24 protein-coding genes, 3 tRNA genes and 1 pseudogene are annotated in these 26965 nt (G+C 41.8%); 16 read left to right on the top strand and 12 right to left on the bottom strand.

Annotated features, from left to right (window positions below; genetic code table 11):
• Positions 1–425: 425 nt before the first annotated feature.
• Positions 426–518, bottom strand: a pseudogene (locus PSH41_RS14610) (sugar O-acetyltransferase); the annotation flags it as partial.
• Positions 519–658: 140 nt separating this feature from the next.
• On the opposite strand from PSH41_RS14610, the gene PSH41_RS14605 reads away from it, so the two are divergent.
• Positions 659–1315, top strand: a complete 657-nt coding sequence (locus tag PSH41_RS14605) for an NAD(P)H-dependent oxidoreductase (RefSeq protein WP_055255136.1) — start codon at positions 659–661, stop codon at positions 1313–1315.
• A 49-nt stretch (positions 1316–1364) separates the two neighbouring features.
• On the opposite strand, the gene PSH41_RS14600 is transcribed toward PSH41_RS14605, so the two are convergent.
• The 3 genes from PSH41_RS14600 to uvrD are packed head-to-tail and all read right to left on the bottom strand — an operon-like array spanning position 1365 to position 6475.
• The gene (locus PSH41_RS14600; RefSeq protein WP_054983972.1) at positions 1365–2213 is read right to left on the bottom strand and encodes a hypothetical protein; all 849 of its coding nucleotides are present in this window, start codon (positions 2211–2213) and stop codon (positions 1365–1367) included.
• A gap of 58 nt (positions 2214–2271) precedes the next feature.
• A complete protein-coding gene (locus PSH41_RS14595) occupies positions 2272–4332 on the bottom strand; it encodes a GNAT family N-acetyltransferase (protein WP_273589404.1) in 2061 nt (686 codons plus the stop codon).
• Complete coding sequence (gene uvrD, locus PSH41_RS14590) at positions 4310–6475, bottom strand: DNA helicase II (RefSeq protein ID WP_004588663.1); 2166 nt, start codon at positions 6473–6475, stop codon at positions 4310–4312. Before uvrD ends, PSH41_RS14595 begins: the two co-directional genes overlap by 23 nt.
• Positions 6476–6786: 311 nt before the next feature.
• On the opposite strand from uvrD, the gene PSH41_RS14585 reads away from it, so the two are divergent.
• Together PSH41_RS14585 and PSH41_RS14580 are read left to right on the top strand one after the other, a co-directional pair.
• On the top strand, positions 6787–7011 hold the full coding sequence (locus PSH41_RS14585; RefSeq protein ID WP_004588664.1) for a hypothetical protein: 225 nt from the start codon (positions 6787–6789) through the stop codon (positions 7009–7011).
• Positions 7012–7124: 113 nt separating this feature from the next.
• Entirely contained in the window at positions 7125–7493 is a 369-nt protein-coding gene (locus PSH41_RS14580; protein WP_273589403.1) for a YacL family protein, read from the top strand.
• A 130-nt stretch (positions 7494–7623) separates the two neighbouring features.
• Here PSH41_RS14580 and PSH41_RS14575 read toward each other — a convergent pair whose 3' ends face one another.
• Complete coding sequence (locus tag PSH41_RS14575) at positions 7624–8268, bottom strand: peroxiredoxin-like family protein (protein WP_443197752.1); 645 nt, start codon at positions 8266–8268, stop codon at positions 7624–7626.
• Positions 8269–8373: 105 nt separating this feature from the next.
• Between PSH41_RS14575 and PSH41_RS14570 the strand changes: the two genes are divergently transcribed.
• A complete protein-coding gene (locus PSH41_RS14570; protein WP_004588667.1) occupies positions 8374–8997 on the top strand; it encodes a dUTP diphosphatase in 624 nt (207 codons plus the stop codon).
• Positions 8998–9005: 8 nt separating this feature from the next.
• On the opposite strand, the gene yrfG is transcribed toward PSH41_RS14570, so the two are convergent.
• Complete coding sequence (gene yrfG, locus PSH41_RS14565; RefSeq protein ID WP_004588668.1) at positions 9006–9653, bottom strand: GMP/IMP nucleotidase; 648 nt, start codon at positions 9651–9653, stop codon at positions 9006–9008.
• 62 nt (positions 9654–9715) lie between these two features.
• Here yrfG and nudE point away from each other — a divergent pair, with 62 nt between their 5' ends.
• From nudE to PSH41_RS14530, 7 genes are all read left to right on the top strand, one after another.
• On the top strand, positions 9716–10288 hold the full coding sequence (gene nudE / locus PSH41_RS14560) for an ADP compounds hydrolase NudE (protein WP_029772216.1): 573 nt from the start codon (positions 9716–9718) through the stop codon (positions 10286–10288).
• Positions 10281–11072, top strand: coding sequence for a 3'(2'),5'-bisphosphate nucleotidase CysQ (gene cysQ, locus PSH41_RS14555; protein ID WP_004588670.1), 792 nt, complete (start codon positions 10281–10283; stop codon positions 11070–11072). The genes nudE and cysQ overlap by 8 nt, the downstream gene beginning before the upstream one ends.
• Before the next feature lie 148 nt (positions 11073–11220).
• Positions 11221–11297: transfer RNA gene (locus PSH41_RS14550), tRNA-Met, on the top strand.
• A gap of 78 nt (positions 11298–11375) precedes the next feature.
• A tRNA-Met gene (locus tag PSH41_RS14545) sits at positions 11376–11452 on the top strand.
• A 182-nt stretch (positions 11453–11634) separates the two neighbouring features.
• Positions 11635–11711 (top strand) — tRNA-Met (locus PSH41_RS14540).
• A 500-nt stretch (positions 11712–12211) separates the two neighbouring features.
• Positions 12212–12826, top strand: a complete 615-nt coding sequence (locus PSH41_RS14535) for a trimeric intracellular cation channel family protein (RefSeq protein ID WP_055255143.1) — start codon at positions 12212–12214, stop codon at positions 12824–12826.
• Between the two features lie 33 nt (positions 12827–12859).
• A complete protein-coding gene (locus PSH41_RS14530; RefSeq protein WP_004588672.1) occupies positions 12860–14368 on the top strand; it encodes a YifB family Mg chelatase-like AAA ATPase in 1509 nt (502 codons plus the stop codon).
• A gap of 105 nt (positions 14369–14473) precedes the next feature.
• On the opposite strand, the gene PSH41_RS14525 is transcribed toward PSH41_RS14530, so the two are convergent.
• On the bottom strand, positions 14474–15178 hold the full coding sequence (locus PSH41_RS14525; protein WP_004588673.1) for a response regulator transcription factor: 705 nt from the start codon (positions 15176–15178) through the stop codon (positions 14474–14476).
• 179 nt (positions 15179–15357) lie between these two features.
• Positions 15358–17853 (bottom strand): alpha/beta hydrolase family protein, encoded by a 2496-nt coding sequence (locus PSH41_RS14520; RefSeq protein WP_248451554.1) that lies wholly within the window; start codon positions 17851–17853, stop codon positions 15358–15360.
• 84 nt (positions 17854–17937) lie between these two features.
• Here PSH41_RS14520 and PSH41_RS14515 point away from each other — a divergent pair, with 84 nt between their 5' ends.
• Entirely contained in the window at positions 17938–19014 is a 1077-nt protein-coding gene (locus PSH41_RS14515) for a CNNM domain-containing protein (RefSeq protein ID WP_004588675.1), read from the top strand.
• An 18-nt stretch (positions 19015–19032) separates the two neighbouring features.
• Here the strand turns inward: PSH41_RS14515 and PSH41_RS14510 are convergent, their stop codons facing one another.
• Entirely contained in the window at positions 19033–20250 is a 1218-nt protein-coding gene (locus tag PSH41_RS14510; protein WP_004588676.1) for an EAL domain-containing response regulator, read from the bottom strand.
• Positions 20251–20432: 182 nt separating this feature from the next.
• Between PSH41_RS14510 and PSH41_RS14505 the strand changes: the two genes are divergently transcribed.
• Complete coding sequence (locus PSH41_RS14505; protein ID WP_054983958.1) at positions 20433–21449, top strand: metalloprotease; 1017 nt, start codon at positions 20433–20435, stop codon at positions 21447–21449.
• Positions 21450–21493: 44 nt separating this feature from the next.
• Here PSH41_RS14505 and PSH41_RS14500 read toward each other — a convergent pair whose 3' ends face one another.
• The gene (locus PSH41_RS14500) at positions 21494–22804 is read right to left on the bottom strand and encodes a short-chain fatty acid transporter (RefSeq protein ID WP_096738919.1); all 1311 of its coding nucleotides are present in this window, start codon (positions 22802–22804) and stop codon (positions 21494–21496) included.
• Positions 22805–23029: 225 nt separating this feature from the next.
• Between PSH41_RS14500 and PSH41_RS14495 the strand changes: the two genes are divergently transcribed.
• Positions 23030–24097, top strand: a complete 1068-nt coding sequence (locus PSH41_RS14495; protein WP_096738920.1) for a potassium channel family protein — start codon at positions 23030–23032, stop codon at positions 24095–24097.
• Between the two features lie 19 nt (positions 24098–24116).
• The gene (locus tag PSH41_RS14490; RefSeq protein WP_004588680.1) at positions 24117–24323 is read left to right on the top strand and encodes a PLDc N-terminal domain-containing protein; all 207 of its coding nucleotides are present in this window, start codon (positions 24117–24119) and stop codon (positions 24321–24323) included.
• A 2-nt stretch (positions 24324–24325) separates the two neighbouring features.
• Here the strand turns inward: PSH41_RS14490 and PSH41_RS14485 are convergent, their stop codons facing one another.
• Positions 24326–25357 carry a hypothetical protein gene (locus PSH41_RS14485; RefSeq protein ID WP_055255153.1) on the bottom strand — a complete coding sequence of 344 codons (1032 nt, stop codon included), beginning with the start codon at positions 25355–25357 and terminating at the stop codon, positions 24326–24328.
• 122 nt (positions 25358–25479) lie between these two features.
• The gene (locus PSH41_RS14480) at positions 25480–25938 is read right to left on the bottom strand and encodes an EVE domain-containing protein (RefSeq protein ID WP_064386703.1); all 459 of its coding nucleotides are present in this window, start codon (positions 25936–25938) and stop codon (positions 25480–25482) included.
• Between the two features lie 79 nt (positions 25939–26017).
• Here PSH41_RS14480 and tesB point away from each other — a divergent pair, with 79 nt between their 5' ends.
• Positions 26018–26875 carry an acyl-CoA thioesterase II gene (gene tesB / locus PSH41_RS14475; protein ID WP_004588683.1) on the top strand — a complete coding sequence of 286 codons (858 nt, stop codon included), beginning with the start codon at positions 26018–26020 and terminating at the stop codon, positions 26873–26875.
• The last annotated feature ends 90 nt before the right edge of the window (positions 26876–26965 follow it).

The following is a 26965-nucleotide window of genomic DNA, read 5'->3' as shown; positions in this document are numbered from 1 at the left end:
AGTGAAACGAAACAGCGCCGATGATAGTGTAGCATTTGCTATGTGAAAGTAGGACATTGCCAGGCTCCAAATAAGAGAAACCCGTTACAGCGATGTAACGGGTTTTTTGTTGTCTGGGATTTAATAAGTAGGCGAACTCAGTAGAGAAACGTAACAGCTCGAAGGCGAGCCCTAAGAAAGGCCGACCAGACACAATGATAATGTAGTATTTGCTATGTGACTCTCTACCGCTGTGGGCACTACGACATTGCCAAACTTCAAATACAAGAAAGCCCGACTCGAAAGAGCCGGGCTTTTTTACGTCCGCAGAAAAGTAAAAATACATTCCAGATATTATTCGCACAGTCTCCACCACCTCCGTAGCGTGGGTTGAGTATCACGAAACCCGCGGATAACGCTCGCCGCACATCTTTGTATGGTAAATATAGTGTTCTTATCTCACGAGCTGGATTACCAGCAACAACAGTATCCGCCTCTACAATTTTAGTTACTACAGATCCCGCACCAATAACACTGTTACCCCAAAGGGTATGAGCTTGATCTATTATCAAATTTTTTTAGAAAGTCTTTTAAGTATTTTGCTAATTATCAATTGATAGCAAACCCTATAAACTTGCTCCATCTTGTATTTACATACCTTACCAAAGGGGAGAAGAGCATGTCTCATCAAATTATTAAAGACTTACATAACCGTTACACGGCTAAAAAATACGATACGAGCAAACGTATTTCATCGGCGGATCTTGACGTAATTAAAGAAGCTATTCGCTTGTCTGCTTCTTCAATTAACTCTCAACCTTGGAAGTTTGTATTGGTAGAAAGTGATGAAGCTAAGCAGCGTTTGCACGATACATTTGCTAACAAGCACCAGTTTAATCAATTACACGCTAAAGAAGCATCGCATACTCTTTTATTAGCTTACGATCCTAAGTTTACTAAAGAGAAGTTTGTTAAACGCGTGGATGTTGAAGTGAGCTCTGGTCACTTACCAGCGCAAATGCGTGAAAGCTTTATGGGTGCCTACGCTTTTGCTGAAATGAATACGGATGAAAATGGCTACAATGGCAGCTGGACTAAAGCACAAGTTTACCTAGCGCTGGGTAACATTATGCATACACTGGCGCGTTTAAATATTGCATCTACGCCTATGGAAGGTGTTGACCCAGAGTTAATCGGTGAGAAGTTTAGCGAAGAGCTTGATGGCCATATTTGTGAAGTGGCACTTGCAATGGGTTACCCAGTTGAAGAAGAAGATTGGAACTTTGGCAAACCTAAAGCGCGTTTACCTGTTGAAGATATTATAGCGACTGTATAACGTGTTGCTATAAGCTAATTAGCCGAGAGCCTTCTCGGCTTTTTTATTTTTAGAATAAACCATACGCTTGTGTTTCTTCGTCTTCCTGTTGTGCTAAATGATCAGGTCTAAATATTGCGCTAGGGTCTATTAAAACACTGTGTTTTTCGGCTAACTTTATTAGCCCTCGCATCATGCCTTTGGTTTGCGGGTCTATATCAAAGCCTACTTCGGTTAATTTATCGAGTGGCTTAATGTCTTCTTTTTTATAATCTATATTGTCCTCTACTTTATCTACTAGTAATCCGATATGCGGGTTGAGCCCATCTTTAGTAGTAAAAACAATAATAGGTTTATAATCGAGTGTTATTTGCTCTTTTGCCGCATCAAACAGACGTTGTAATTGCATAAAGCTGTTGCGCTTTATACTCGCTAAATATTTACTGGCTTGTTTATAGTCTTGCTCGTTATGAGTACTAACTGCGCGATCTGTTGCTGTTACTAGCGCTTGAAAAGGCTCATCAAGTTTTTCTATGATAGATTTTAGGTCACTGTTGTCAGTTTTAAACTCTTTATAAAATACGGCGATGTTGTGCAGCTGAGTTTTATCGTTTGTTATTACGTGGCTCTGTTGCGCGATGCTTTTTTCAAATTGGCTAAACCAATCATTAAGCGAGGCTTGCCAGGTTCTTAGCTCATTAAGTGCTTTTTTATTACTTTGCTCTGTAGAGCTGCCATTTAAAATAACACCTAGGTCGAACACCGGCGTGGGTGTTTCCATGTAGTCTTTTACACCAATAAAGCTCTTATTGTTATTTGGCAATGTAGTGAGGTTATTATCAAACCGCTCGGTGAGTAAAATATCGAGAATTTTAAGTGAAATGGTTTTACAGCCCACTTGAAAGTTTATGAATTCCATACCTTTATCTTTAATTGCCTTGTAATGCTTTAAGGATAGAACAAAATAGATAAATAGCTTAAAGGTTGTGTGGTTTTTTAATTAGTGACTTAACTGCGAGTTTAAATTGTTGCTCTAAGGCTTTTTTTCCACTTAAGCAATGTTGCTTGATTAGCTGCTCATTACTGTGGTTTTGTAATACTATTTGTATCAGCAAGTGGCGATCTTCACTTTTAGTTGCCATTAGGCTGGATGGGGAGTGGTTAAATAAATACCATAGTTTTGGCGCGGTATTAAAGCGATTTATTGTACTAATTGCAGTGTTTATAGGTGGGCTGGGCACGCTAGATTCATCGATAAATTTACTTATTAGCTCACTGACTAACTCACTGTCGAGTTGGCTAAAGTGCGTTAATAAACCATAAAACAAATCACTTTTAAATTGCTGAGCTAAGGTATGTAAGCCCTGCGTGGAAGTGTCTAATGCTTTAATAACGAGGGCTGAGTGCTCACCCGTGCTTTTATCTCGCTGATAACCTAGCTTTACAGCACAAAATTCCTGAGATTGCCAAAAACGTAAAAGCCCTGCTGTAGCCCCAAAACTTGCACCTATATAACTACAGGTGGGGGTTAGCTGATGTTGGCAATGCGCTAGCAATGCTTTACCTACGCCTTGTTGGTGCAGGTTAGGTGCAACAGCTATACGAATAACGCGTGCGCTTTGTTTTGTTAAATAGCTTGGCTGTGCGCTTAATTGCGCGAGCGATTGCGCCATTAAATGCCCTTGTGGGCGGCGCTCACCACTGATTACTTGCTTAGCTAGCTCTGCATCCATACCGCCTTCAACTGCTATTAAACACACACCCACAACATGCATGTCGCATCTACTAATAAACAGCCTTTGCGCTGGGGCATCAAGTAATTGGCGTAAATCGTTAACACTGCTCTGGTAATGGGCAAGTGCTAGCAACGCAACTATTTGCTGCAGTAAAGGCTCATTGTCAACGAGTTGCTGTTGAGTGACTTCAACGTGCTCAATGTTATTTAAAGCGGGTGGGTATTCGTTATATTGTGCATCTAAAGCAAAGAGTGTGCGTACATGTTGCTCAAGAGGGTCGCCCTTGGCAAAGCGTAAAGGCTCTTCTAAGTTTACAATTTTTGCCGCTTTGTAATTTGCTTTAATATGTTGCGTAAAGCGAATGGTATAGCCTCGGCCATTACCCTCGTAGCCTACCAAGGTGCTCGCAAAGACTATACGCGGGTAGTGCTTTAACATGGCTAACAGTAGTGGGACAGGGATTGCGGCGGCTTCATCAATCAGTAATAAATCACATGGCGGCAACTGATTAAGTAGTGCATCGGGCGCCATGTATTGTAAATTAGCTAAATGTTTTTGCTGAGCCTTGTATTCAACCTGTAAAGTTTTAGCTAAATGCTTAAAACAGCTATGGGTGGCTCTAAATTGTGTTGCGCATACAATGATTTTTTTATCATGTAATGTTGCGGCTGCAAGACCTAGCGCGGCTGATTTACCTCGCCCTCTGTCGGCATTAATAATTAAAGGCCTGTTCGCACGTCCTGTGGCCACCTTAGTTATTTGCTCAACGCATTGCTGCTGCGCCTGATACTCAATTTTATTTGTTACATTACTTTTGAGCGGCGGCTGTTTAAAGACAGTGTGTTCATCAAAGTGTATGGCAGGTAGCGTTTGTAAAAGGCGAGAAAAACGTAAATTAAAATAGCTTTGCTGATTACTACACCCATAAGACTGTACGCTTTGCAGCGCAGGGTCTTGCCATGACCCTAAACGTTGTAAATCAGGCAGTAATAAAAATAAAAGCCCGCCGGCTTTTACGGTGCCGGCTAATGCAGCGAGTTTATCGGGGTAAATGCCACTAAAGCCATCATAAACGGCATGAGGAAACTCTTGCCCAAGTAGTTGATGAGTATGCTCAGGCCAACTTGCATTGGCAAGGCTGCTTGAAAGTAGCTTTACATCATCCGAACGGGTTAACGCGCTTAATAGTTCATAGCACCAAGTAGGCTGGCCTGTAATAAGCACTAACTGACGATGCTTAGCGCCAGTTAGTTGCTGCGTTAATTGCTCAACACAGTGCTTATACAGCTTGAAGTCGTGCATATGCGGTTACTAACCATTTGCTACCAAGGTCATCAAAGTTTACTTGCACACGCGATTGCGCGCCGCTGCCTTCGTAATTAAGCACAGTGCCAATACCAAATTTAGCGTGTAGTACACGTTGGCCTAAGTTAAAACCACTTTCTTCAAATACAGCATGGCTTACTGATGCGCTAAAACGTCCTGCTGCAGGCGGTCGTGATACCTGTGTTTTAATACGAATTTCTTCTACGCAATCTTCGGGTATTTCGCGTAAAAATCGCGATGGGCTATGGTACTTTTCTTGGCCGTATAAACGACGGCTTTCGGCATGGCTTATGTAAAGTTTGTCCATGGCACGGGTCATACCCACGTAACAAAGGCGGCGTTCTTCTTCTAAGCGCCCTGATTCTTCATTACTTTGCTGCGATGGGAACATGCCTTCTTCAACGCCCACCATAAACACAAGTGGAAACTCTAAGCCCTTAGCAGAGTGAAGAGTCATCATTTGCACCGCGTCTTCGTGTTCATCGGCTTGGCCTTCACCAGACTCAAGTGAGGTGTAGGCTAAAAAGCCTTGTAGTGGTGAACTAAACTCTTCTTCTTCGGGGAGTTCATACTGATCGCAGGCACTGATAAGCTCTTCTAAGTTTTCTACGCGAGCTCGGCCTTTTTCGCCTTTTTCAGCTTGATACATAGCCATAAGGCCAGAGGTTTGAATAGTGTATTTGGCTTGCTCTTGCAGTGTAAGGTCGCTAATTTTATCTTCTATGTGCTCTACCAACTCTACAAATTTTGTAACAGCGCTTGCCGCACGACCCGATAAATGTTGTTGTTCTACAATTGCTTTAGCGGCGTACCAAAGAGGCAGCGACTCAGCACGCGCACAGTCGCGTATGTGGCTAAGTGTTTTATCGCCAATACCGCGCGCAGGGGTGTTAATTACACGCTCAAATGCGGCGTCATCTTGGCGGTTTCCTACTAATCGTAAGTACGATAGCGCATCTTTAATTTCTTGGCGCTCGAAGAATCGCATACCACCGTAAATACGGTACTTTAAGCCTTCTTGAAGCATGGCTTCCTCGAGTACACGAGATTGCGCGTTACTACGGTATAAAATAGCGGCGTCTTGCAGCGCATTACCAGCATTTAACCAGCTGCGTAGCTTGCTGCTTACAAAGCGGGCTTCGTCTAGCTCGTTAAAGGCGGCATAAATTGATATAGGCTCGCCTTCGTTACCATCGGTCCAAAGGCTTTTACCCATGCGCTCTGAATTGTTTTTAATTAGCGCATTAGATGCTTTTAGAATGGTCGCGGTTGAGCGGTAGTTTTGCTCAAGGCGAATAGTTTCGGCGTCAAAATCAGTTAAAAAGCGTTTAATGTTTTCTATTTTAGCGCCGCGCCAACCGTAAATACTTTGGTCATCGTCGCCTACAATCATAATACTTTGTGTATCACCAGCAAGTAGCTTTAACCATGCGTATTGAATGGTATTGGTATCTTGGAACTCGTCTACCAGCATGTGGGCAAAGCGCTGCTGGTAATGGCGAAGTAGTGTAGGGTTATTTTTAAGTACTTCGTAGCTACGTAGCAGTATTTCGGCAAAATCGACTAAACCTGCACGGTCACACGCCTCTTGATAGGCGGCATATACACGCAGCATCATTTGCTCGTTTATATCGTAGGCTTGAATATCTTTAGGGCGCAGGGCTTCATCTTTTTTAGCACTGATGTACCAGCCAAATTGTTTGGCGGGCCACTTTTTGTCATCAATATTCATTGATTTTAATAAGCGCTTGATCATTCTAAGTTGATCGTCAGAGTCTAAAATTTGAAAGGCTTCTGGCAGGTTTGCTTCACGGTGATGAGCGCGCAAAATACGGTGTGATAAACCATGGAATGTACCAATCCACATGCCACCGACAGGGGCTTTTAGGGTTTCTTCAACACGAGTGCGCATTTCTTTAGCGGCTTTATTAGTAAAGGTAACCGCAAAAATACTATAGGCTGATGCTTGCTCAACCTGCATTAACCACGCGATACGATGAACTAAAACACGTGTTTTACCCGAACCAGCACCTGCTAATACCAGCATGTTTTGTAGTGGGGCTGCAACGGCATCGCGTTGTTTGTCATTTAAGCCATCGAGTAATTCAGAAACGTCCATCGTTACGCCTTTTCAATCAATAATGAGGGCAGTATAACAGGTGTTTTTGTTAGGCTAAATAAAATACTGTTTTTATGAACAGCTATTCTAAAAATACTTGTAAAACTAATCGCTTAGTCGCTTTTTTGTACTCTTAAGTAACGATAATTAATAATAAAAATAATCAAATTGACCTATATTTAGTAAAAAATACTAAAGCAGTTATTTAGTAGTAATTTAACTATTTGATTTTTAAGCTTTAATAAATTGGCATAAAGTGTGATAGTAAGTAAATAACTAAAACTTAAAATTAATTAACTACAGAGGTGAGTATGGCTGATCAAGGTTCTGGCGGTAATGTTATTGCAGCGTTGTGTAATATATTTTTTCCTGGTTTAGGGCAATTGGTACAAGGGCGAATTTTAGCCGCTATCTTTTTTGCGCTAGCTATTATAATTAGTTACGCACTTATTTATGTATTAGTAGGCTTCGTACTCGTGCCTATTATTTATTTATGGTCGATTATAGATGCTGCACGTTTTAGATCGCGAAGTTAGCTTTTATGTCACCTATTTAATAGCGCCCATTGGCGCTATTTTGCGTTTTAGGGTCGGTGTTTAAGGCTATTTATGGGTATAATTAGTGCATTAGCGTTTTAAAAGTAAAAATTATGGAATATCAATTTATACGTGACCCTATTAGTGGGCTGCGCATTAAAATAAGCAGCGAGCATGCCCTAATTGGCCGCTGGTTAAACGAAGAAATTGGCAAAGAAAAAGTCGAGATGGTACAAGCACTTATTAGCTCGGTAAAAACAAGTTACGAGCCAATAACGTTAAAAGGCCAAGAGATAGACTTAATACTCTCTAAAGACGAAGCCTTATTTGAAGCCCATGCCCTACACCAAGACAGCGAAGATTTAGTCGCCTATCAAGATGATGACTTAATGCTTGAAGAAAATGGCCTAGTGAGTGGTTGTGGCTTTGAAGATTTTATAGATTTAATAGAGTCGTGGGCTGAGTTTAGTGGCTCGCGTTAAATGTTTAAAAGGCCAACCTAGTTGGCCTTTTTTGTAATATCAATTGTGTTAAGTTATTAGGCATTTATAGCGCTCTATTTAGCACCCTAGAATGGTTAAATATTTAAGTCGATTGGTATATATCTACAAATTATTGATTTTCTATTGATTTAACGCCAGCTAATAATAGCTCCTCTGTTAAACGTACTTTGTAATTAGGGTTTGCGTACTGAAAATACACAACGCCGCTTTTATCAATTACAAATACAGCCGGTACAGGTAAGGCGACGTTTACCTTGCCTTGGGCATCAACAAAGTTAACACCGCGCTTATTGCGATAGATAGCAGCTGTTTTATCATCTAAAAAATAAGCTAAACCTAAGGCTTTTGCTAGGGTTAGGCTATCATCTGAAAGCAGTAAATAATTTGGCGAGCTTATTTTACTTTGGGCTAGTTTTTCTGGGCTATCTGGCGATACTGCAATAATTTGCGCGTTTAAATTAGCGAGTTGCTGCTCAATTTTTTGTATATTAGCCAGTTGTTTTGAGCAATAAGGACACCAACCTCCGCGGTAAATAATAAGCACCGTTGTTTTTTCAGCAAAGCGCTTTTGTAACTCTACATTATTACCATGTTGATCTTTGAGCGTTATATTAGGCACGCTTAAGCCAGGTAATAATGGTGATACTTGCTCAGGGGCTGCAGCAATTCCTTCTGTACTTGCTTGCGCATTCGTTACTAAAAAAGCAGCCATTGCAATAGTCGCCAAGGTGTGCAGTAACACTTTACTCATCATTATTTCCTGCCCTGTTTTTATGTGCTGTTTATAATAGATCAAAAATGCACTTTTTATTATTTGCCTGTATCATAAGCGTAATTTAAAAGCTCAAGTGGAAACGATATGTCAGCCAACTTAAATAAGCTAGTAGTAATGCTAGAAATGCAAAATGCCATGAACACTAAAGTTCATGATCAATGGTTTAGCCAAGGCTTTGAGTGGTACAGAGCCATTTGGGTAGAGTGTGCAGAAATGCTAGATCATTACGGTTGGAAGTGGTGGAAAAAACAAACCCCAGACACCGAGCAAGTCATTCTAGAATTGGTTGATATATTTCATTTTGGTTTGTCGTTAAGAATTGACGGAACAACCTCTTACGAAGAGTTAGCTAAGCAGCTAGAACAAGAACTTAGCGCACCACAGGCCGCAGATGACTTTAAACAAACTCTTGAAATATTAGCAGCTTCAGCAGTTGCAAATAAAACCTTTAACGCGGCCGCGTTTGCAGGGTGTATGGCGCAAATAGGGATGGATATTGACGATTTATACCGCGGTTACGTAGGTAAAAACACGTTAAACTTTTTCCGCCAAGATCATGGCTACAAAGATGGCAGCTACATCAAAGTATGGAATGGCCAAGAAGATAACGAGCATTTAGTCGAAGTCGTTAAAAGCCTTGATACCGAACATGCCGACTTTGCAAAGTTAGTATATCAAGGCCTAGTGGCGCGTTACCCGCAACAATAATCTAGCTGCTAGATTATGTTTCTGTAGTCGGTTACGTTTAAGTAATCGGCTATTACATTATGTGGTTGCTGGCTATCTGGGTTGGCCACCGCAAGTAAATGTTCAATGCCGTATTCTCGGGCAGCATTTAAAACTGGCACACTATCATCAACAAACAAAGTGCGCTGCTTATTAAACCCTAAGTCTTTTTGTACTTGATGCCATAAACTTTGCTGCTCTTTACTCACTCCGTATTGATGAGTAGACACCACGCCATCTAAATAATTATCTATCGCGGTATGTTCAAATTTAAGCATGACGTTTTCTGGGTGGGCGTTAGTTAAAAGAATTAGCTCTTTACCTGCTTTTTTTAGCTCAGTTAAAAAGTGGGGCACATCTTCGCGTACTTTTATTAAGTGCTGGGTTTGGCGTTTTAATTCCATTATCGGTAAATTGAGTTGCTCTTGCCAATAATCTAAGCAATACCACTGTATTTGACCACTTACCGCTTGATAGCGTTTGTGCATATCGGCTTTTGCTTCATCAAGGGTAATATTGCGAGTGAGCGCAAGTTGCTCTGGTACAACGTTAAGCCAAAAGTGACTATCGAAATGTAAATCGAGTAATGTTCCGTCCATATCGAGTAAAACGGTATCGATTTTTGACCAATTTAGCATGGGCTTTTCCTTGTGAAAAGTTTATGATTAAGCACAACTGCCATGATAGCAAAATAACGCCAATGACACAGAAAAAGCACCCAACTCCGCCTCAAATTATTAGTAACAATGTAGTTGCTAAAAGCCGTTTATTTACTGTTGAATCGTTAGAGCTTAAGTTTTCTAATGACGAAGAGCGCCAGTATGAGCGCATACGTGGCGGTGGCCGCGGGGCTGTAATGATTGTACCAATAACTGCAGATAACGAAATGCTACTGGTACGTGAGTATTGCGCGGGCACAAACGACTACCAATTAGGCTTTCCTAAAGGCTTGATAGACCCAGGCGAAACACCACAGCAAGCTGCAAACAGAGAGCTTAAAGAAGAAGTGGGTTTTGGTGCTGAATTTTTTGAGCCGCTAAAAGTAGTATCAATGGCGCCAAGTTACTTTAACGCGACCATGCATATTTTATTTGCTAAGCAACTATATCCGCAAACGTTAGAAGGTGATGAGCCCGAACCTTTAGTGGTTGTTAAGTGGCCATTAACAGATTGGCAGTCATTATTAGAGCAAGACGATTTTACCGAAGCTCGCAGTGTTGCCGCTTTGCTATTATTAAATAAGTATTTAGCGTCTGGAGCTGCAAATGAATAAATTACTAGAGCCTTGTATTGAACTTGCACAAAGTGCAGGCGATGCCATTATGGCTATTTATAAAAAAGACGATATTGGCCAGCAAGAAAAATCAGACTCTACGCCTGTTACAAAAGCAGACTTAGCGTCTAACGATGTGCTTGTTGCTGGTTTAAAAGCGCTTGCGCCCGACATTCCTATCATGTCGGAAGAAACGCCTATTCCGGCACTTGCCCAAAGAAAGAACTGGCAGCGCTATTGGTTATTAGATCCGATGGATGGCACTGGGGAGTTTATTTTAGAAAGTGGTGACTTTGCCGTTAACATTGCACTTATTGAAAATAATCACCCCGTTTTAGGTGTGATTCATTGGCCAGCAAAAGGGATCACTTACTTTGCTACTGCTAATCAGGGGGCATTTAAACGAGAAAATGGTAGCGACACAAAAATGTCGGTAGCAACACCCGATAACCTAACGTTGGCAGTAAGCCGTAGACAAAAAATTGAAGCGGTCAGTCAGTATTTAAATACGCAGTTTGCCACTATTGCAGTAGGCTCGTGCTCGCTAAAAGCATGTATAGTTGCCGAGGGTAAAGCCGACTGCTTTTTACGAATTGGCCCTACAGGCGAGTGGGATACCGGCGCGTCACAAGTTATTGTAGAAGAAGCGGGTGGGTGTATAACCGATGCAGAATTTAATCCGCTTACTTATAACCAGCGTGAGAGCACTGAAAATCCTGACTTTATTGTAATGGGACACCCAGATTGGGAGTTTCAAAAAATGATAAGCCCGCATCAGAGATAGCTATTTATAGTGCTTGTTGATTGCTTTTTGTTCGGTTGAACACAATTAACTAGTTAAAGCCTTGCAATATAAGTTTATTCCTATATTATAGCGCTCTCTTCGAAACAGGCTCGTTACTAACACGAAACTATTTCAAAGAAATTACAGGCGCGGGATGGAGCAGCCTGGTAGCTCGTCGGGCTCATAACCCGAAGGTCGTCGGTTCAAATCCGGCTCCCGCAACCAATTTTTAAAAAGTTTGGTTACTGTAAACTCTAACTTAAGAGATTAAATTAAGTAGTCGATAGACTTAAAATATACAGGCGCGGGATGGAGCAGCCTGGTAGCTCGTCGGGCTCATAACCCGAAGGTCGTCGGTTCAAATCCGGCTCCCGCAACCAATTTCCTTTAGGGGTTTGAGGTTACTGTAAAATGTTAGTTAAAGAAAAGCTTGTCGGTCTCAGCTCTTCATTAGCCAGCAAAGGTAGTCGTTTTAAATCCGGCTCCCGCAACCAATTTCCTTTAGTAAGTTGGCAGCCACGTTGTAATGTAAGCAACGCTAAATAAGTATACATATTTCAGGCGCGGGATGGAGCAGCCTGGTAGCTCGTCGGGCTCATAACCCGAAGGTCGTCGGTTCAAATCCGGCTCCCGCAACCACTGAAATACATAAAATGAAACGACACGCTTAAAGCGTGTTTTTTTATGCCTAAAATTCAGTGAAATGAATAGCTCGTCGGTCTCAGCTCTGCATAAGCCAGCAAAGGTCGTCGGTTCACCTTTCATAAGCACTGGCTCCCGCAACCACTGAAATAATAAGTTATATTAAATCGACACGCCAAAAGCGTGTTTTTTATGCCTGAAATTCAGTGAAATGAATAGCTCGTCGGTCTCAGCTCTGTATAAGCCAGCAAAGGTCGTCGGTCCACCTTTCATAAGCTCTGGCTCCCGCAACCACTGAAATACATAAAATGAAACGACACGCTTAAAGCGTGTTTTTTTATGCCTGAAATTTATATTTCTTTTCCTATAAAGCACTCTTAAATTTATACCCCCAAGCAATATCTATAAATATTATAAACTTCTCTAAAAATACGTTATTACTTAAAACTTTGTATAGTTTATGTTAAAACGGCACAAATAATTTTGGGTTGTTACACATGACTGAACTTTATCACTGGTTTGATTTAATCGGCATTGCTGTGTTTGCTGTTACAGGTACTTTGGTCGCACACGAAAAGAAAATGGATGGTTTTGGTGTTGTAGTATTAGCAGCGGTAACAGCGATTGGGGGCGGTACGGTTCGCGATCTCATATTAGATGTTCCGGTATTTTGGTTACACGATCAAAGTTTTTTTTATGCTATTTTAGCCGCGGTATTTATTACCACGCGGCTTATTAACAAGCAAAAGTCGATTCCGCACTACACATTACAAATTGCCGATGCATTTGGTTTAGCATTTTTTGCGGTAATGGGCACCCAAAAAGCCTTACTAGCCGGCATGCCAAATATGACCGCGATTATTATGGGTGTAATTACCGGTTGCTTTGGGGGCATGCTCCGTGATGTGCTTGCTCGCGAAATTCCTATGCTGCTAAAAGGCGAGTTATATGCTATTACCTGTATTGCTGGCGGTGTAGTTTACACGCTGGGAATTCACTTTGCGTTCGCGACCGAACTTGCCATGGTAATGGCAATGCTAACCACCTTATTGCTTCGTATTGCGGCTATTAAATGGCAAATCACAGTACACGTTTTTAAATATTCTGACTAAACTAATTAATTAAACCATTAATTAGGATAAGGAATGTCGCTAGCTCGCATTTACTCTCGTGCCCAAGTGGGTATAAACGCCCCCGAGGTTATTGTAGAAGTACACCTAGGTAATGGTTTACCGGCATTTAATATTGTTGGGCTGCCAGAGGCCTCAGTTAAAGAATCAAAAGACAGGGTGCGTAGCGCCCTAGAAAACTCTCAATTTGGTTTTCCTGATCAACGTATTACCGTAAATTTAGCCCCTGCCGATTTACCTAAAGATGGCGGGCGTTTTGACTTAGCCATTGCCGTAGGTATTTTAGTGGCCTCGGGGCAGGTAGTGTGTCCAGATATACATAAATATGAATTTTACGGTGAGCTTGCCCTTAATGGTGAAGTGCGGGGAGTTAATGCCATTTTGCCCTCTGTACTTGCTGCAAAAGAGCAAAATCGTTGCTGCTTTTTACCTTTTACCAACGATAGCCTCGCAAGTTTGGTGAACGGCGTTAAGCGTAAAGCGGTTAACTCATTACAAGAAGTATGGGGGGATTTATTAAATCAGCAGCCGCTACCTTTAAATATTGAATACCCAGATTGCGCCCAGTCTCCCGACTTTTTACTTGATTTAAGTGATGTTAAAGGCCAACCCGGTGCTAAGCGAGTGCTAGAAATAGCCGCCGCTGGAGGCCATAACCTACTTTTTTTAGGTCCACCTGGTACGGGTAAATCTATGCTAGCGCAGCGTATGGCGACGATAATGCCAACCATGTCTGACGATGAGGCAATATCAACGGCTGCACTGTATTCTATTATTGGCCAATCAATTGATCTAAATAATTGGCGCCAACGGCCTTTTAGAAACCCACACCACACATGCTCGGCAGTCGCTTTAGTTGGTGGCTCTTCAAACCCTAAACCGGGTGAAATTTCACTTGCGCATAACGGGGTGTTATTTTTGGACGAGCTTCCGGAATTTGAGCGTAAGGTACTTGATTCGCTGCGTGAACCCATGGAAACCGGCTCGGTGGTTATTTCGCGGGCAGCAAGGCAAATGGAGTTTCCGGCGCAGTTTCAGCTTATAGCCGCACTAAACCCAAGCCCTACCGGGTGTCATAATGATAAGCGAGCAACACCTGACCAAGTGATGCGCTATTTATCGCGCGTATCAGGCCCGTTTATCGATCGTATCGATTTACAAATAGAGCTACCGCGACTAACAAGTGTTGAACTACAAAGTACCGAGCCTGAAGAAACCAGCGCCCAAGTAAGAGCCCGAGTAGAAGCGGCCTACAGTGCACAGCTAAAGCGCCAAGGTAAGGTTAATGCACGATTAAATAATAAAGAAATGAATATACATTGCACTTTAGCCCCGGCTGAGTTGCAGTTTTTAGCGCGCGCTAGCGAAAAGCTGTCGTTATCGCCACGCTCGTACCATAGGGTCATTAAAGTGGCGCGTACTATTAGTGATTTAAAAGGTGCAGAGCATATTAGTTTAGAAGAGCTAAAAGAGGCGCTAAACTATCGCGCTTTTGAGCGGTTACTAGCGCAGTTAACTAAATAAACTAAACGCTGCTGGAAATAATACCGAACCGCAATAATGTTTAATTATTTTGAGGTGATAAGCTCGGTGCTTGCTGCGTTTTTCTGCGTTTAAAATTTTAATGCGCTAAATTGAGAGCATGTAACCTTTGCCGCGCACGGTTACAATGCGTTTTTGGTCTTTTTCATCGTATAGTTTTTTACGCAAACGGCCAATTAAAACATCCACAGTGCGGTCATTTGGGCTCCAATCTGGTTGGCCTATTTCTTCTGATATTTTTTCTCGCGAGGTTGCTTTGCCTGCGTTGCTAATTAAACAAATTAGCACTTTGTGCTCGGCTTCGGTTAAGCGCGATTCAATACCTGATGAGGTAATTAATGTGCGGTTATCGGGGTGGAGTTTAAAGTCGGCGTACTCTATAAACTCTTCGCTTTCATCATCGTCTTGATTAATTGCAATACGTTTATAAAGTGCGCGCATGCGCAGCTCAAGTTCTAATAAATCAACAGGCTTACAAATATAGTCATCAGCACCTTGAGCAAGCCCTGCAATACGATCGGCTTGAGAGTCGCGGCTAGATAAAACAATCACGCCAATATCGGTCAAAGTGTTGAGCTCTTTGGCAAGCTGCAACCCATCACGCTTGGGTAATACAATATCAATAATGGCAAGAGAAATAGCACTGCGCAGGTTTACGCGTTGCCTAACTATGTTTAGGGCATCGGCACCTGTGGGGTCTATTTCTATCGAAAATTCGGTGTCTGTAAAGTGATTTTGGATGCGCTTAACGAGTAGCTCGTCGTCTTCAACCAATAAAACGTTAATTGCCATAGGACTTATTTTTGTATATTTATAGCTCTGTATGGTAGCACCAATCGTTAAATGCTGAGAAGGGGGCGGTGTAACTTTTCGGTAACTTTATGTTTCAGATATAAAAGGCGGCTTACCTAAGGTTGCTGTTTATGTGAGAAAGCTCAGCACATTTAGCTAAAAATGTGCTGAGCGCTGTGTTACTTATCTGAATACATTGCGTCCCACCACTGTGGTTCGCCTTTTAGTTGTTTATCAAAATAAGCAAGCATGGTGTTCCACCAATCAAAGCGTTTATCACGAGCAAAAATTTGATGGTCGGCGCCTTTATATTCAATAAGTTCTACGTCTTTATTTAAAAGCTTTAAGGCGGTATACATGGTTAAGCTTTCGCCAACAGGTACATTGGTATCGCCATCGCCGTGTAACAGTAGTAAAGGGGTCGTTACTTTATCGGCATGAAATACAGGGCTGTGATCGCTATAAAGCGAAGCGTTATTCCACGGAAAGCTATTTTTTGATGCTTCGCCTGAGTATAAATACCCCCACCAACCTTCGCCCCAATACGAGGTTAAGTTTGATATACCCGCATGCGCAATAGATGCACTAAACATGTCTGTTTTGGTGGCAAGTAGCATGGTCATGAAGCCTCCGTATGAGGCACCTAAATTACCCACTTTTTTGCTATCAACAAAATCGTATTTTTTTAAAAAGGCCTGCGTACCTTGCATTATATCGCTAGCGGTATAATCGCCCCAGGCGTTAACGTGCTGAGCAGAAAATGTTTGCCCAAAACCAGTTGCCCCTGTTGGCTGTAATACATAAACAACATAGCCATTTGCTGCCCACAAGTTGAATGGGTAGCGCCCTGTAAAACCACGGGTAACCGGTGAGGTGCCACCGTAGTAATAGACAAGTGCAGGGTGTTTTTTAGTTTTATCTAAGTTGGTAGGGATGTACACACGCCCTGTAATTTCTACGCCGTCTTTATTTGTAAAGTTAAACTCTTCCAGAGTCGGTATTTGTGTATTAGCGTAGGCAAGCGGCTTAGAGTCCCAGATTAGGTCTGTTTTATTTTTACTTATATTTAAGCGTTTAAGCTGCTGAGGGGTGAATGCTGTGGTACCGCTTAGTAGCACTTGCGGGTTTCTCTCGTGCGAGTAGCTAAATTGCTCAACGATATCTAAACCCGTATTAAGTTTTTTAAAGCGCTGTTTGCTCAAGTCATATAAATACAAAGGTTGGGTATCTTGCTCTGTTACTTTTATAAGCGCATCGCCATTATCAAGCACATGTAATTCACCTATAGCGGGGTCAAACTGCTTACTAAGGGCTTTTACGTTTTTACCGTTATCGCTAAGTAAGTATAATTGGCCGTCGTAATTATTAGCTAACATCCCTTTTGGAAGGGCACGGCCTGCGCCATTTTTAAAATCTGGGCCAGCAACAACGTACACATCTTTGTTGGCGTACTTTGCATGGTTAAAGGTTTTAAATTTACCAAAAGAGGTTATTTTATTCGATTGTAAGTCAAGTTCCACCAGTTCAGTTTCTGGGTGGGTGGTGGCTTGCATAACCATAACTTGGCGGCTCATTAATACTTTGCCACGATTAGTGTTTGCATCTTCAAAGCTATGCGAAATAGGGCCTTGGCTAAGCGCTTTGGTTAAGCCGCTGTTGGTGTCTAACATATAGAGCTGACTTACGTTGCGTGCGTATGACCATCTATCTTGAAGACCTTTGTAGTGCTTAGTTAAGCTGTTGTTGTCTTCGGGGGTTTTAGACCAGCTAAAAATAAGGCTGTTATTATCATAAAAATTAAAGTTACTTGCGCCTTCAAGCTCACTAGCCAATGTTTTAATGCTGAGGTTTTTACGGTTTAGCTGTTTTAGCTCACTCCCTAGCATATAAACTAAAAATTGATTATTGGGGCTCCATACCATATTGCTTGGTTGCTGGCCTTCAAAACGATACAAGGTTTGATTTTGGCTATTTTTAAGCTCAGTTACCACGTTTGCTTGGTTAGCTGTTTTATTTGAATAGCTGCGCGTGCTGGTAACGTATTGCTTAGCATCGGGCGCTAAAGAAAGTCCACTAATGGTGGGTGCATCAAAAAGTTGCTCGGCCGAAAGTCGCTTAGTTGTAGAGGTGTTAATTGTAATGTTGTCAGTGTCGGCTTTGGGTTCAAAATCGAGAGAAACGTTGTTCCAGTTAGCCACTTGTTGCGCCACTACAATCACACTATGAGAGCCATTAGTTAACGATAAAGAGTATGTGTGGTTATCGCCTTTTTGAAGTTTGGCATCAATAAACAACTGAGCGTTCTCTATCCCTTTTATAGTTAATGTGCCTTGGCTATAGCGGGTTGTTTCAATATTGAACTTAAGCGCTTGTAGGCCACCTAAAGTAAGTGCGTTTACTTTATTAAACGGCTGCCAGCTATGCTTTTTACCAAATACAGACACACTTTGCGTATTACGTTGCAACTGCTCTAATAAGTTATTAATAATGACTTGGCCGTGTGGTGTTTGAAAGGGCTTAACTTGCATGTTTTCGCCTAAAGGGCCAATAAACTCGATATTTGATTTATCAAGCGGGGCTGCTATTGCTGTCAAGCTCAAGCTGCCAAGAGCAAAAAAGGTAGCTGCTTGTTTTAGTAATTTATTTTTTGTGGTCCAAGGTGAGCTAATTCTCATATTTGTGCCTATTATTGATAGTTATTTGGCCAAATATAGCATGTATTGTTACCATGCCCATATGTTCAACTCATCGGAGAAAAAGTGACTTTACTGATTGTGTACATGGTTGCTGCCATTGTTATTTCTTTTTTATGCTCTGTAATGGAAGCTGTACTGTTAAGTATTTCGCCCAGCTATGTGGCGCTATTACGCAAAAAACAGCCTGAACTTGCAAAGCAGCTCGAAAAACTAAAAAATAATGTAGATCAACCGCTTGCTGCAATACTAACGCTTAACACAGTGGCCCATACCGCCGGTGCTGCAGGTGTGGGTGCGCAAGCCGCTGTGGTTTTTTCAGATGCGGCAGTAGGAATTGCCTCTGCCATAATGACACTCTTAGTATTGGTACTTTCAGAGATTATTCCAAAAACCTTAGGGGCCAATTATTGGCGTGCCTTAACCCCTAGCGTGACCTATTCTTTACGCTTTTTAGTGATATCGCTAAAACCATTTGTGTGGCTTGCTCAAAAGCTTACTAATTTAATGGGGGCCAAGCACGATGAGGCTTTTTATATTCGCCAAGAAATAGAAGCCATGGCAGATATAGGCACCGAAACTGGGGCAATCCATGCCGATGAGTCAGAAATAATCCGCAACCTTTTACATTTTAGGCATGCTAAATTAACCGACTTAATGACGCCGCGTACTGTGCTGTATAAAGTGCATAAAGGGTTAACGGTCGATCAGTACATGAGCGAGCATGGCTCGTCATCATTTTCGCGCGTGTTAGTATTTGATAAAGACGCCGATGACATAATTGGCTTTGTGCATAAAAACGACATTATGTTGGCTTATCACCGCTTAGGTACCGATTATAAAATTAGCAAATTAGTTAAGCCTATTCATACGGTACCCGAAGGGCATAATGTGTCATCGCTACTACAAACCTTACTTAAACAGCGTACTCACATATGTTTAATTGTTGATGAATACGGTGATGTGCAAGGCATTGTAACCCTAGAGGATATGATAGAAGCCCTTATGGGGCTTGAAATTGTTGATGAGCGCGACCAATCGACCAATATGCGTATGGTCGCCAAGCAGCGCTGGCGCCAGCGTTTAGCAAGCAGCGAGCACATAGTTAGTGAAGATGACGACACGCCCCGAGATAATAAATAATTACGACGGGGTTGAAGGTTAGCGTTTAATTGTGCCCCCCGTCGTATTTACCCAGTTTAGTGCCCACTCTATAAAATCGTCTTTGGCTTTAGGGCAGGTAAACAAAAATCCTTGCATGGCTAAATTAGTGCGGTAGTTTTTTAAGTAGAGCGATTCTTCGGCGCGCTCTACGCCTTCGGCCACAAGGGCTAGTTGCTCTTGACTGGCAATATCAACCAGTGAGCTGACCACCACTTGCGAAAACTGATCTGTTTCAATATTACTAATAAGTGTACGGTCAATTTTTATTTCAGTAAAAGGCAGACGCTTAATCTGATTCATGTTGGTAAAACCTACACCAAAGTCATCCAATGATATGCCAAAGCCATGCATTCTTAATCTGTTTAAGGTTTCTAGTTGAGAAAGGCTAGACAGCGCATGTTGCTCGGTAATCTCTAAAATTATATCACTAGGTGATAGCTCATTGAGCTGCAATATAAGCATCAGCTTGTTGGGACAGCTTAAATCATCTAATTGTGTGGGAGATAGGTTAAAAGCCAGTTTTAGGTGCGCAGCAATGTTTGTTCGTATAGCTTTTAAGTCGCTGGTGGCTTGCTCAAATAAGCTAAAGGTAATTTGATTAATTAGCCCCGACTGCTCCGATAACGAAATAAACCGATTGGGCGAGATAATTTCGCCAGTGTGCGTTTTAACGATACGCGCTAGCACCTCAATACTTTCTATTTCGCTGGTTTGAGAATTTATTTTTGGCTGATAGTAAGGGATTATCTCGTTTAAATTGATTGCCTCATGCAATGCTTTTTCTGAAATAGAGGCATGAGAAAGGTCGTTATGTACTGCTAAGTGCTTTGCTTTTTGTAAAACGGTTTTTACTTGGCTAAGTTGCACGGGTTTAGCTAAATTTGCGACTAAATGAATATTGCTATGGCGCGCTAAATTGGCGGCTAGGTTAATAACCTTATGATCCATTTCCGAAATTATAACTACTGCGCCTGTAAAATTAAGCTCGCCTAGTTTTCTTATAAACTCCATACCATCCATTTCAGGCATGTTTAAGTCTGTAAATACAATGTCGTAAAAGTTTATATCGTCGGTTACGTGAGTTAGCGCTTGCTGAGCACTCAGGCATTTTGTAACTTTATTCGAGACTCCTAGCTCATTTAAAATGGCCTCCATAACAATTAAAATCGCCTTTGAGTCATCCACAACTAAAATATTGGGTACCGAAATCGACATGCTCTATCCTTGTAACTGCTTAATATATTAGTACTGTAAAAATAGCGCCTGATCAGCCTTTTGTCAGCTTAGTTTTATATTATTTTTTATCTTCTAAGTGCTTTTGCGCTTATAGTTTAAGGCAATTCGTGTTTTTTAAATTCATCGGTATACTAGCGCCATTGTTTTAACTGGTTTTAGTCATGATAAAAATCGATCTCATGCTTGCAGAGCAACCATTAACGCTAATGGTATCTGGGCATAAAATAGTACAAATATTTCATAATCAACAGGCCATAAGCTTTACAACACCCAAAGAGCATTACGCCGAATTTACTTTAGATAATAAGCAAATAGGGATTGATAGCTCACATGTTCATGAGCAGTCTTTATCGTTATTTGTTGATGGTGTGTTTGCTACTGAACTAGCTTTACCTGCGCCGGTAAATAGCCAGCCCAAAAAAGGCTTTTTAGGGCTAGCGGCACTGGGCTTTAAATTATTTAAAAGTGCAAAAGTAATTAAGGTGGCTTTAGCGAGTGCATCGGTTGCCGGCTATGCCTGGTTATTTAGTATTGAATTTGCACTAATGCTAATTGCCTGTTTAGTGGTACATGAGTACGGACACGTTAGAGCCATGAAATACTTTGGCATAAAAACCAAGGGTATTTACCTTATTCCTTTTGTAGGCGGATTGGCTGTTAGTGACGATAAAATAACAACGCGCTGGCAAGATGTAGTTATATCACTCATGGGGCCAGCGTTTGGTTTATTTACCTCAGTGCTGGGTGTGGTTTTATATTACGCCACCGAAATGGATATATTTGCCGGCGTTGCAGTACTCAGTGCCTTATTGAATTTGTTTAACCTTTTGCCTATTTTACCGCTTGATGGCGGACATGTGTTAAAAAGTATCAGCTTTTCAATGCGATCTTGGGTCGGTTTAAGTGTGTGCTTATTGGGCGTGTTATTTGGCTTATGGCTTAGTTATACATTTGGTTTAATGTTACTGGTATTCTTTTTGTTTGTGGGCGCACTGGAAATCGTATTTGAATGGCGCGGCCGACATTACTCGCATTTATTGCCGCTTGATAAATACGGCCAAGGTTTTTCAGCCGCTATGTACGCTATTGTAGTTGCAGGCCATGTGGCAGTAATGATGCACTTTGCAGATTCAGAAAACCCAATACTGAGCCTGCCGATGACGATTTTATCAAGCTAATCGCTATACGCGCAGTATACCTAAATACTGCGCGTTATTAAGGGTTAGTAAAAGCTCAGCACTAGCGATATAAATACCCCCGTTACAAATAACTGCACTACACAAAACCCCATAATGTCTTTCGCTTTTAACCCTGCAATGGCTAATACCGGTAAAGCCCAAAAGGGTTGAATTAAATTGGTCCACGCATCGCCCCACGCAACAGCCATAGCAACACGTGATATATCGGCGCCCAGCTCTTGCGCTGCGGGTATAACAATAGGTGCTTGTACTGCCCATTGGCCGCCACCAGAAGGTACAAACATATTAACAAGCCCTGCACTTATAAAGCTAAAAAATGGCAAGCTATCGGCATCAGCAACAGCTATAAAACCACGCGATATTTGCTGCGCTAAACCGCTGTCGACCATCACAGCCATAATACCTGCGTAAAACGGAAATTGAATGACAATACCCGCCCCGCTGGGAATTGCTTGTTGCAAGCTATTAAGCAAGTTATGGGGTGTTTGGTGCAAGGTAATGGCTAAAAACAAAAACACAGCAATAATGCTGTTTAGGTTTAGGCTACCGCCTGCAACTATAAAGTAATACCCTAAATAGCAAAGGCCAAGTAAACCAATCGAAATGCCAAGCAGCTTTGTGTGTTCTAAATGCTGAGCAGGGCGAGTAATTTTTTCATGTACGGGCGGGGGCTCTTTAATAAGTGCTGGGTCTACATATACGCTGTTTTTATCACTGGGTAGCATGTAGCGGTTAACCAACGGCATAATAATAAATAAGCCAATAAGTATGGCTATGTTAAAGCCAGCAAACAGGGTTTGCTCGGTACTAATTATGCCAATGCTATTTTGTGAAAAGTGCCCTTCGGTAGCAATCGTAAGCGGAATTGAGCCTGCTAAGCCGCCATGCCACACCACAAAGCCAGAATAAGCACTGGCAACTAATAGGCGGTAATCGACCTGTGTTTGCCTTGCAATTGCTTTGGCAAATAAAGCCCCAATAACTAAGCCAAACCCCCAATTAAGCCAGCTGGCTAATAGCGAAATAAGCGTGACTAAAATAATCGCTTTTGGCGCTGAATTAGCAAGCGCCGCCAGTTTGTTTAATAACGAATTGATAATGGGCGTGCTTGCTAGCATGTAACCTGTAATCAGCACTAATAGCATTTGCATGGCAAAGCTAAGCAGGTTCCAAAAACCACTCCCCCATGCGTTAATAACTTCAATATGTGTTGCGGGGGTAAAAATACTGGCAGAGAGTAAAGTAATTAAGCTCAGCAATATGACAAATATAAAAGGGTCAGGTAAGTAGCGCTCTACTAATTTGGTAAACGGTGTGGCAATTTTATTAAGCATAATGTGTCTGTGTGTTTTTTAGTCTTATTATAATTAATCATGCTCTTAGCACATTAGCAAACCCGCATTTAGTCTTATATTTTAGGGTCTGAGTATCTTATAGGTTGAACAAAATTTAATCCTAAAAGGGTAACAGGCCTTACTTAAAGGCTTAAACGTTGCTTAAAAGCATGGCTTACAGTAACGTACTGTTTATAGATAATTTACTAACAAAGATTTTGTATCATGCCGGTAATATTTAAGAGGCTAGCGCTACTTGTTCGTGCTCATATCGATCAGCTGAGCTGGCAAGCCGTGGTGCTTGCAATACTTGCTCATATGTTAGTGACTTGGGGGCTGCTATTTATTGCAAATGAGCAAGCGCTTACCTCGTTTACGACCTTTTTTTACTACTACACAGTAACTACCTCAACAGTGGGTTACGGCGATTTTAGCCCAACCAGCGAGCTGGGGCGTTGGGTAGTGGCTTTAATACAAATTCCGTTTGGATTAGCTTTATTTGGTGTTCTGTTAGGAAAAACAGGGCAAACAGTGACTTACTTAATTAGGCGCGCTATGACTGGTGATAAAAACTTTGCTCACAGTAACAACCACATTATTATTTTTGGTTGGCACGATACCCGAACAAAAAAAATGATTGATTATATCCTGGCCGATACCAAACGTACCGACCGCCGTATTTTGTTGGCGGTGACTGAGCAAATGGATCACCCATTTTTAACTAACGAAAATGTCGACTTTGCCCGCCTAACAAGTTTTACCGATATAGAAGAGCTTGAGCGCGTAGCTATTAACCGTGCCGACAAAGTTATTATTGATGGGCAAGATGACGACCAAACATTTACAACGGCACTGCGTATTAGCCGTTTAGTTAAAGATGAGTGCCATATTAGTGCGCACTTTTTAGATGAAACCAAGGTCGATATGTTGCTTGAGCATTGCCAAAATGTGGAGTGTAGTAGCGCTAAGTCGGCTGAGATTTTAGTACGCTCAATGCAAGACCCAGGCTCGAGTCGAGTACAAGAAGAGCTATTATCTACATTGCACGGCGACACGCAGTTTAGCCTAGCTATTCCAAGTGAATGCGAAGAGATGGAGTTTGGTACTTTATTTCATCATTTTAAGCATGACTATAATGCTATTTTGTTAGGGGTGGCGCATAACTTAAGTGCACAAAATATGGATTTAAATCCGCCACTTGATTACAAGGTAAATGCGGGCGATATCCTGCACTACATTGCCCTTGAACGTGTGCTAACAAATGAAGTAGATTGGCAAAGCTTGGCCAAATAACCAAGGCTTAGGTTAAATAATGAATGAAGTAGTATTTTTAATAATTATTTTAAGCGCTTATATATTACCCGTGGTGATAGTGGTTAATAGTAAGCGCACCCAAGGCCACGAAAAAAACGGCTGGTTATTAGGCGTAATTATTTTTTCGTGGTTGGGGCTTTTTATGTATTTTACGATTGTGCCCAAGCATGGTCACAAAAAAAGAAAGAAGAATAAACCGTCATAGGTCTATTCTAGCTGCTTGAGCTTGTGCTCAACCAGCGGATCATCTGGCACTATTTGTTGGGCAACTTCTAATAACTGAATAGCATCATTTGGGTGTTCATCTTGATGTTTAAGTGCCACATCTATTAACGGCTGAATATCTATTTTGGCCTGATGTTCTTGCACATGCACTTCTTTTTCATCTGCTAAAATTTGATGTGCTGTACTTAATAACGCCAAGCGGTGAGGCGAACTCGCATTTGCCTTATTTAGGCTTTGATAATACTCTTCTTTTAAGCGCAAGGTTTTGGTTTGCAAACGAAACTGCGCTATATCAATCTGCTGGTGGCGTATAAAGTCAACAGCCACTTGTTTGTAAAAGCCAAACTTAGTGAGGTAGCTTGCGTGGGTACCGTGGCCCATACCAAACACTCTTAAATGAGTCAGTTGTGGGTACCGCTTAGCATGTAGGCGGTCTATTTTATTGGTGGGGTCATAAATTATATACCCCTTAGCATGGCCTAAATCGAGGTCGTTATACTCACTTTGCCAATCAAATTGCTGCGCAAGCTCTGTGCTGGAGCGGGTGTCCCACGGAACTGTTTCGGTGTTTTTGGTGCTAACAGGATGAAAAAATAAAACCTGATCTAATTTAAGTAATTTAGCAAACGCGCCAACAGCAAAACCACCGCGACTAAGGCCATAGCCTAAGCGGCACTTAAACGGTGTAAGTAAGCTTGATAGCTGCTCCAAAAAGAAGATTAAATTACGGCTTCTAAACCAATTGCTTTTGCCTAAATGTTGGAACGAAATAACATTAACATTTTGTTTTTGCGCCAAGTGATAGCCCCAAGGGGCAAAGTCATCGGTTAGGTCGTGTTCTTGGACGTTGGTGCCCGCGGGGGAGAAAGTAAAAAGCAGGGGCTTATTTAAATCAACAAATTCGTATTTTACATACACATCGCCGAGTAGGTCGCCGCCACACATAGGCAGCTTAGTTTGTTGTTCATCACGGCAAAGCGTTAACCATTCATCTAACCAATACAGTAGTTTCATTAATCCCCCAATTATAACTCGCGGGGGATCGTATCAAACACGGCCAAATGAGGTCAAACATAGCCAAGCTTTAGCCCGTTAATGGTTAGCTACTATTACAGCTTGATATTTGCTTACTGAGCTTAATTGCTCATGGCTATTATTTGCTCCCAGTCGTTTTGTGTGACTGGCATTACCGAAAGGCGGCCTGCTTTTTTAAGGGCTAACTCGGTAATAGCCTCGTTTGCTTTAATGTCTTTTAAGCTTACGCGTTTGTTTAAATGGCTTTTATAGGTTACATCAACTACAAACCAGCGTGGCTTGTCGGGCGTCGCTTTCGCATCGTAATAGTCACTATTTAAATCAAACTGGGTTGGGTCGGGGTAGGCTTCTTTAGTAACAGTGGCTATACCCACAACGCCTACTTGTTTGCAGCTAGAGTGGTAAATAAATACTAAGTCACCCAATTTTATATCGTCACGCATAAAGTTACGTGCCTGATAATTACGCACGCCTTCCCACAGGGTGGTTTGTTGCGGCGCTGTTTTTAAGTCATCAATCGAAAAAGCGTCGGGCTCAGTTTTAAATAGCCAATAATTCATAGCGTTACTCATTTAGTTAGATTTACATAGCTGCATTGTATAGTATCATTAGCTTATCTGGGGATTGAGAGAACAGCAAATGAGCCAAGTATTAGATGATTTATTATCGTTATTGTCACTTGAAGAAATTGAACAAGGTTTATATCGTGGGCAAAGCCAAGATTTAGGGTTTAGAGCGGTATTTGGTGGTCAAGTAATGGGGCAGGCATTGTCTGCTGCAAAAGAAACGCTACCAAAAGGACGTGTTGTTCATTCATTACACTCTTACTTTTTACGCCCCGGCGACGCCGCAAAACCGATTGTTTACGACGTAGAAACCATCCGCGATGGTAAAAGCTTTAGCACCCGCCGAGTAAGCGCTATTCAATACGGTAAACCTATTTTTTATATGACTGCGTCGTTTCAGGGTGAAGAAGAAGGCTTATCGCATCAAGCAACCATGCCTAATGTACCGCCACCAGAGGAGCTTCGCTCGTCGCTTGAGTTTTATCAAGAAAACGCCCACCACATACCCGAGGTGATCCGTAATAAGTTTATACGCGAAATGCCCATTGAAATGCGTCCGGTTACTTTTCATAACCCATTTAAGCCAGAGGTTATTGAGCCCGTAAAGCACATTTGGATTAAAGCCAATGGCGATATGCCCGACGATCAACGCATTCATAATTACTTATTAGCGTATGCCTCTGACTTTGAGTTTTTACCTACGGCATTACAGCCCCATGGCGTATCGTTTATGCAGCCAAATATGCAAGTGGCAACGATTGACCATGCTATGTGGTTCCACCGCCCATTTAGAATGGACGATTGGATTTTATATACCATAGACAGCCCAAGTGCTAGTTCTGGGCGAGGCTTGGTAAGAGGCCAGTTTTTTGACCGCCAAGGTAATTTAGTCGCATCAACGATTCAAGAAGGGGTGATGCGCCAGCGTTAATTTGATTAGACTTACTGGTAATAGACTGGCCGTTAAGCGCAAATTAGCAGTGCTTTCGCTAAAGGTTTTGCCAAGAGATAAGAGTCTCTA

It is taken from the genome of Pseudoalteromonas sp. CST2 (genome assembly GCF_028599385.1).
GTDB classification, from domain to species: domain Bacteria; phylum Pseudomonadota; class Gammaproteobacteria; order Enterobacterales; family Alteromonadaceae; genus Pseudoalteromonas; species Pseudoalteromonas atlantica.
This window is presented reverse-complemented; position numbering and strand designations above follow the sequence as displayed.

Coding starts and splice junctions, on each gene's coding strand:
- PSH41_RS14605 (WP_055255136.1), top strand. CDS start 659: ATGTCTCATCAAATTATTAAAGACTTACATAACCGTTACACGGCTAAA.
- PSH41_RS14600 (WP_054983972.1), bottom strand. CDS start 2,213: ATGGAATTCATAAACTTTCAAGTGGGCTGTAAAACCATTTCACTTAAA.
- PSH41_RS14595 (WP_273589404.1), bottom strand. CDS start 4,332: ATGCACGACTTCAAGCTGTATAAGCACTGTGTTGAGCAATTAACGCAG.
- uvrD (WP_004588663.1), bottom strand. CDS start 6,475: ATGGACGTTTCTGAATTACTCGATGGCTTAAATGACAAACAACGCGAT.
- PSH41_RS14585 (WP_004588664.1), top strand. CDS start 6,787: ATGGCTGATCAAGGTTCTGGCGGTAATGTTATTGCAGCGTTGTGTAAT.
- PSH41_RS14580 (WP_273589403.1), top strand. CDS start 7,125: ATGGAATATCAATTTATACGTGACCCTATTAGTGGGCTGCGCATTAAA.
- PSH41_RS14575 (WP_443197752.1), bottom strand. CDS start 8,268: ATGATGAGTAAAGTGTTACTGCACACCTTGGCGACTATTGCAATGGCT.
- PSH41_RS14570 (WP_004588667.1), top strand. CDS start 8,374: ATGTCAGCCAACTTAAATAAGCTAGTAGTAATGCTAGAAATGCAAAAT.
- yrfG (WP_004588668.1), bottom strand. CDS start 9,653: ATGCTAAATTGGTCAAAAATCGATACCGTTTTACTCGATATGGACGGA.
- nudE (WP_029772216.1), top strand. CDS start 9,716: ATGACACAGAAAAAGCACCCAACTCCGCCTCAAATTATTAGTAACAAT.
- cysQ (WP_004588670.1), top strand. CDS start 10,281: ATGAATAAATTACTAGAGCCTTGTATTGAACTTGCACAAAGTGCAGGC.
- PSH41_RS14535 (WP_055255143.1), top strand. CDS start 12,212: ATGACTGAACTTTATCACTGGTTTGATTTAATCGGCATTGCTGTGTTT.
- PSH41_RS14530 (WP_004588672.1), top strand. CDS start 12,860: ATGTCGCTAGCTCGCATTTACTCTCGTGCCCAAGTGGGTATAAACGCC.
- PSH41_RS14525 (WP_004588673.1), bottom strand. CDS start 15,178: ATGGCAATTAACGTTTTATTGGTTGAAGACGACGAGCTACTCGTTAAG.
- PSH41_RS14520 (WP_248451554.1), bottom strand. CDS start 17,853: ATGAGAATTAGCTCACCTTGGACCACAAAAAATAAATTACTAAAACAA.
- PSH41_RS14510 (WP_004588676.1), bottom strand. CDS start 20,250: ATGTCGATTTCGGTACCCAATATTTTAGTTGTGGATGACTCAAAGGCG.
- PSH41_RS14505 (WP_054983958.1), top strand. CDS start 20,433: ATGATAAAAATCGATCTCATGCTTGCAGAGCAACCATTAACGCTAATG.
- PSH41_RS14500 (WP_096738919.1), bottom strand. CDS start 22,804: ATGCTTAATAAAATTGCCACACCGTTTACCAAATTAGTAGAGCGCTAC.
- PSH41_RS14495 (WP_096738920.1), top strand. CDS start 23,030: ATGCCGGTAATATTTAAGAGGCTAGCGCTACTTGTTCGTGCTCATATC.
- PSH41_RS14490 (WP_004588680.1), top strand. CDS start 24,117: ATGAATGAAGTAGTATTTTTAATAATTATTTTAAGCGCTTATATATTA.
- PSH41_RS14485 (WP_055255153.1), bottom strand. CDS start 25,357: ATGAAACTACTGTATTGGTTAGATGAATGGTTAACGCTTTGCCGTGAT.
- PSH41_RS14480 (WP_064386703.1), bottom strand. CDS start 25,938: ATGAATTATTGGCTATTTAAAACTGAGCCCGACGCTTTTTCGATTGAT.
- tesB (WP_004588683.1), top strand. CDS start 26,018: ATGAGCCAAGTATTAGATGATTTATTATCGTTATTGTCACTTGAAGAA.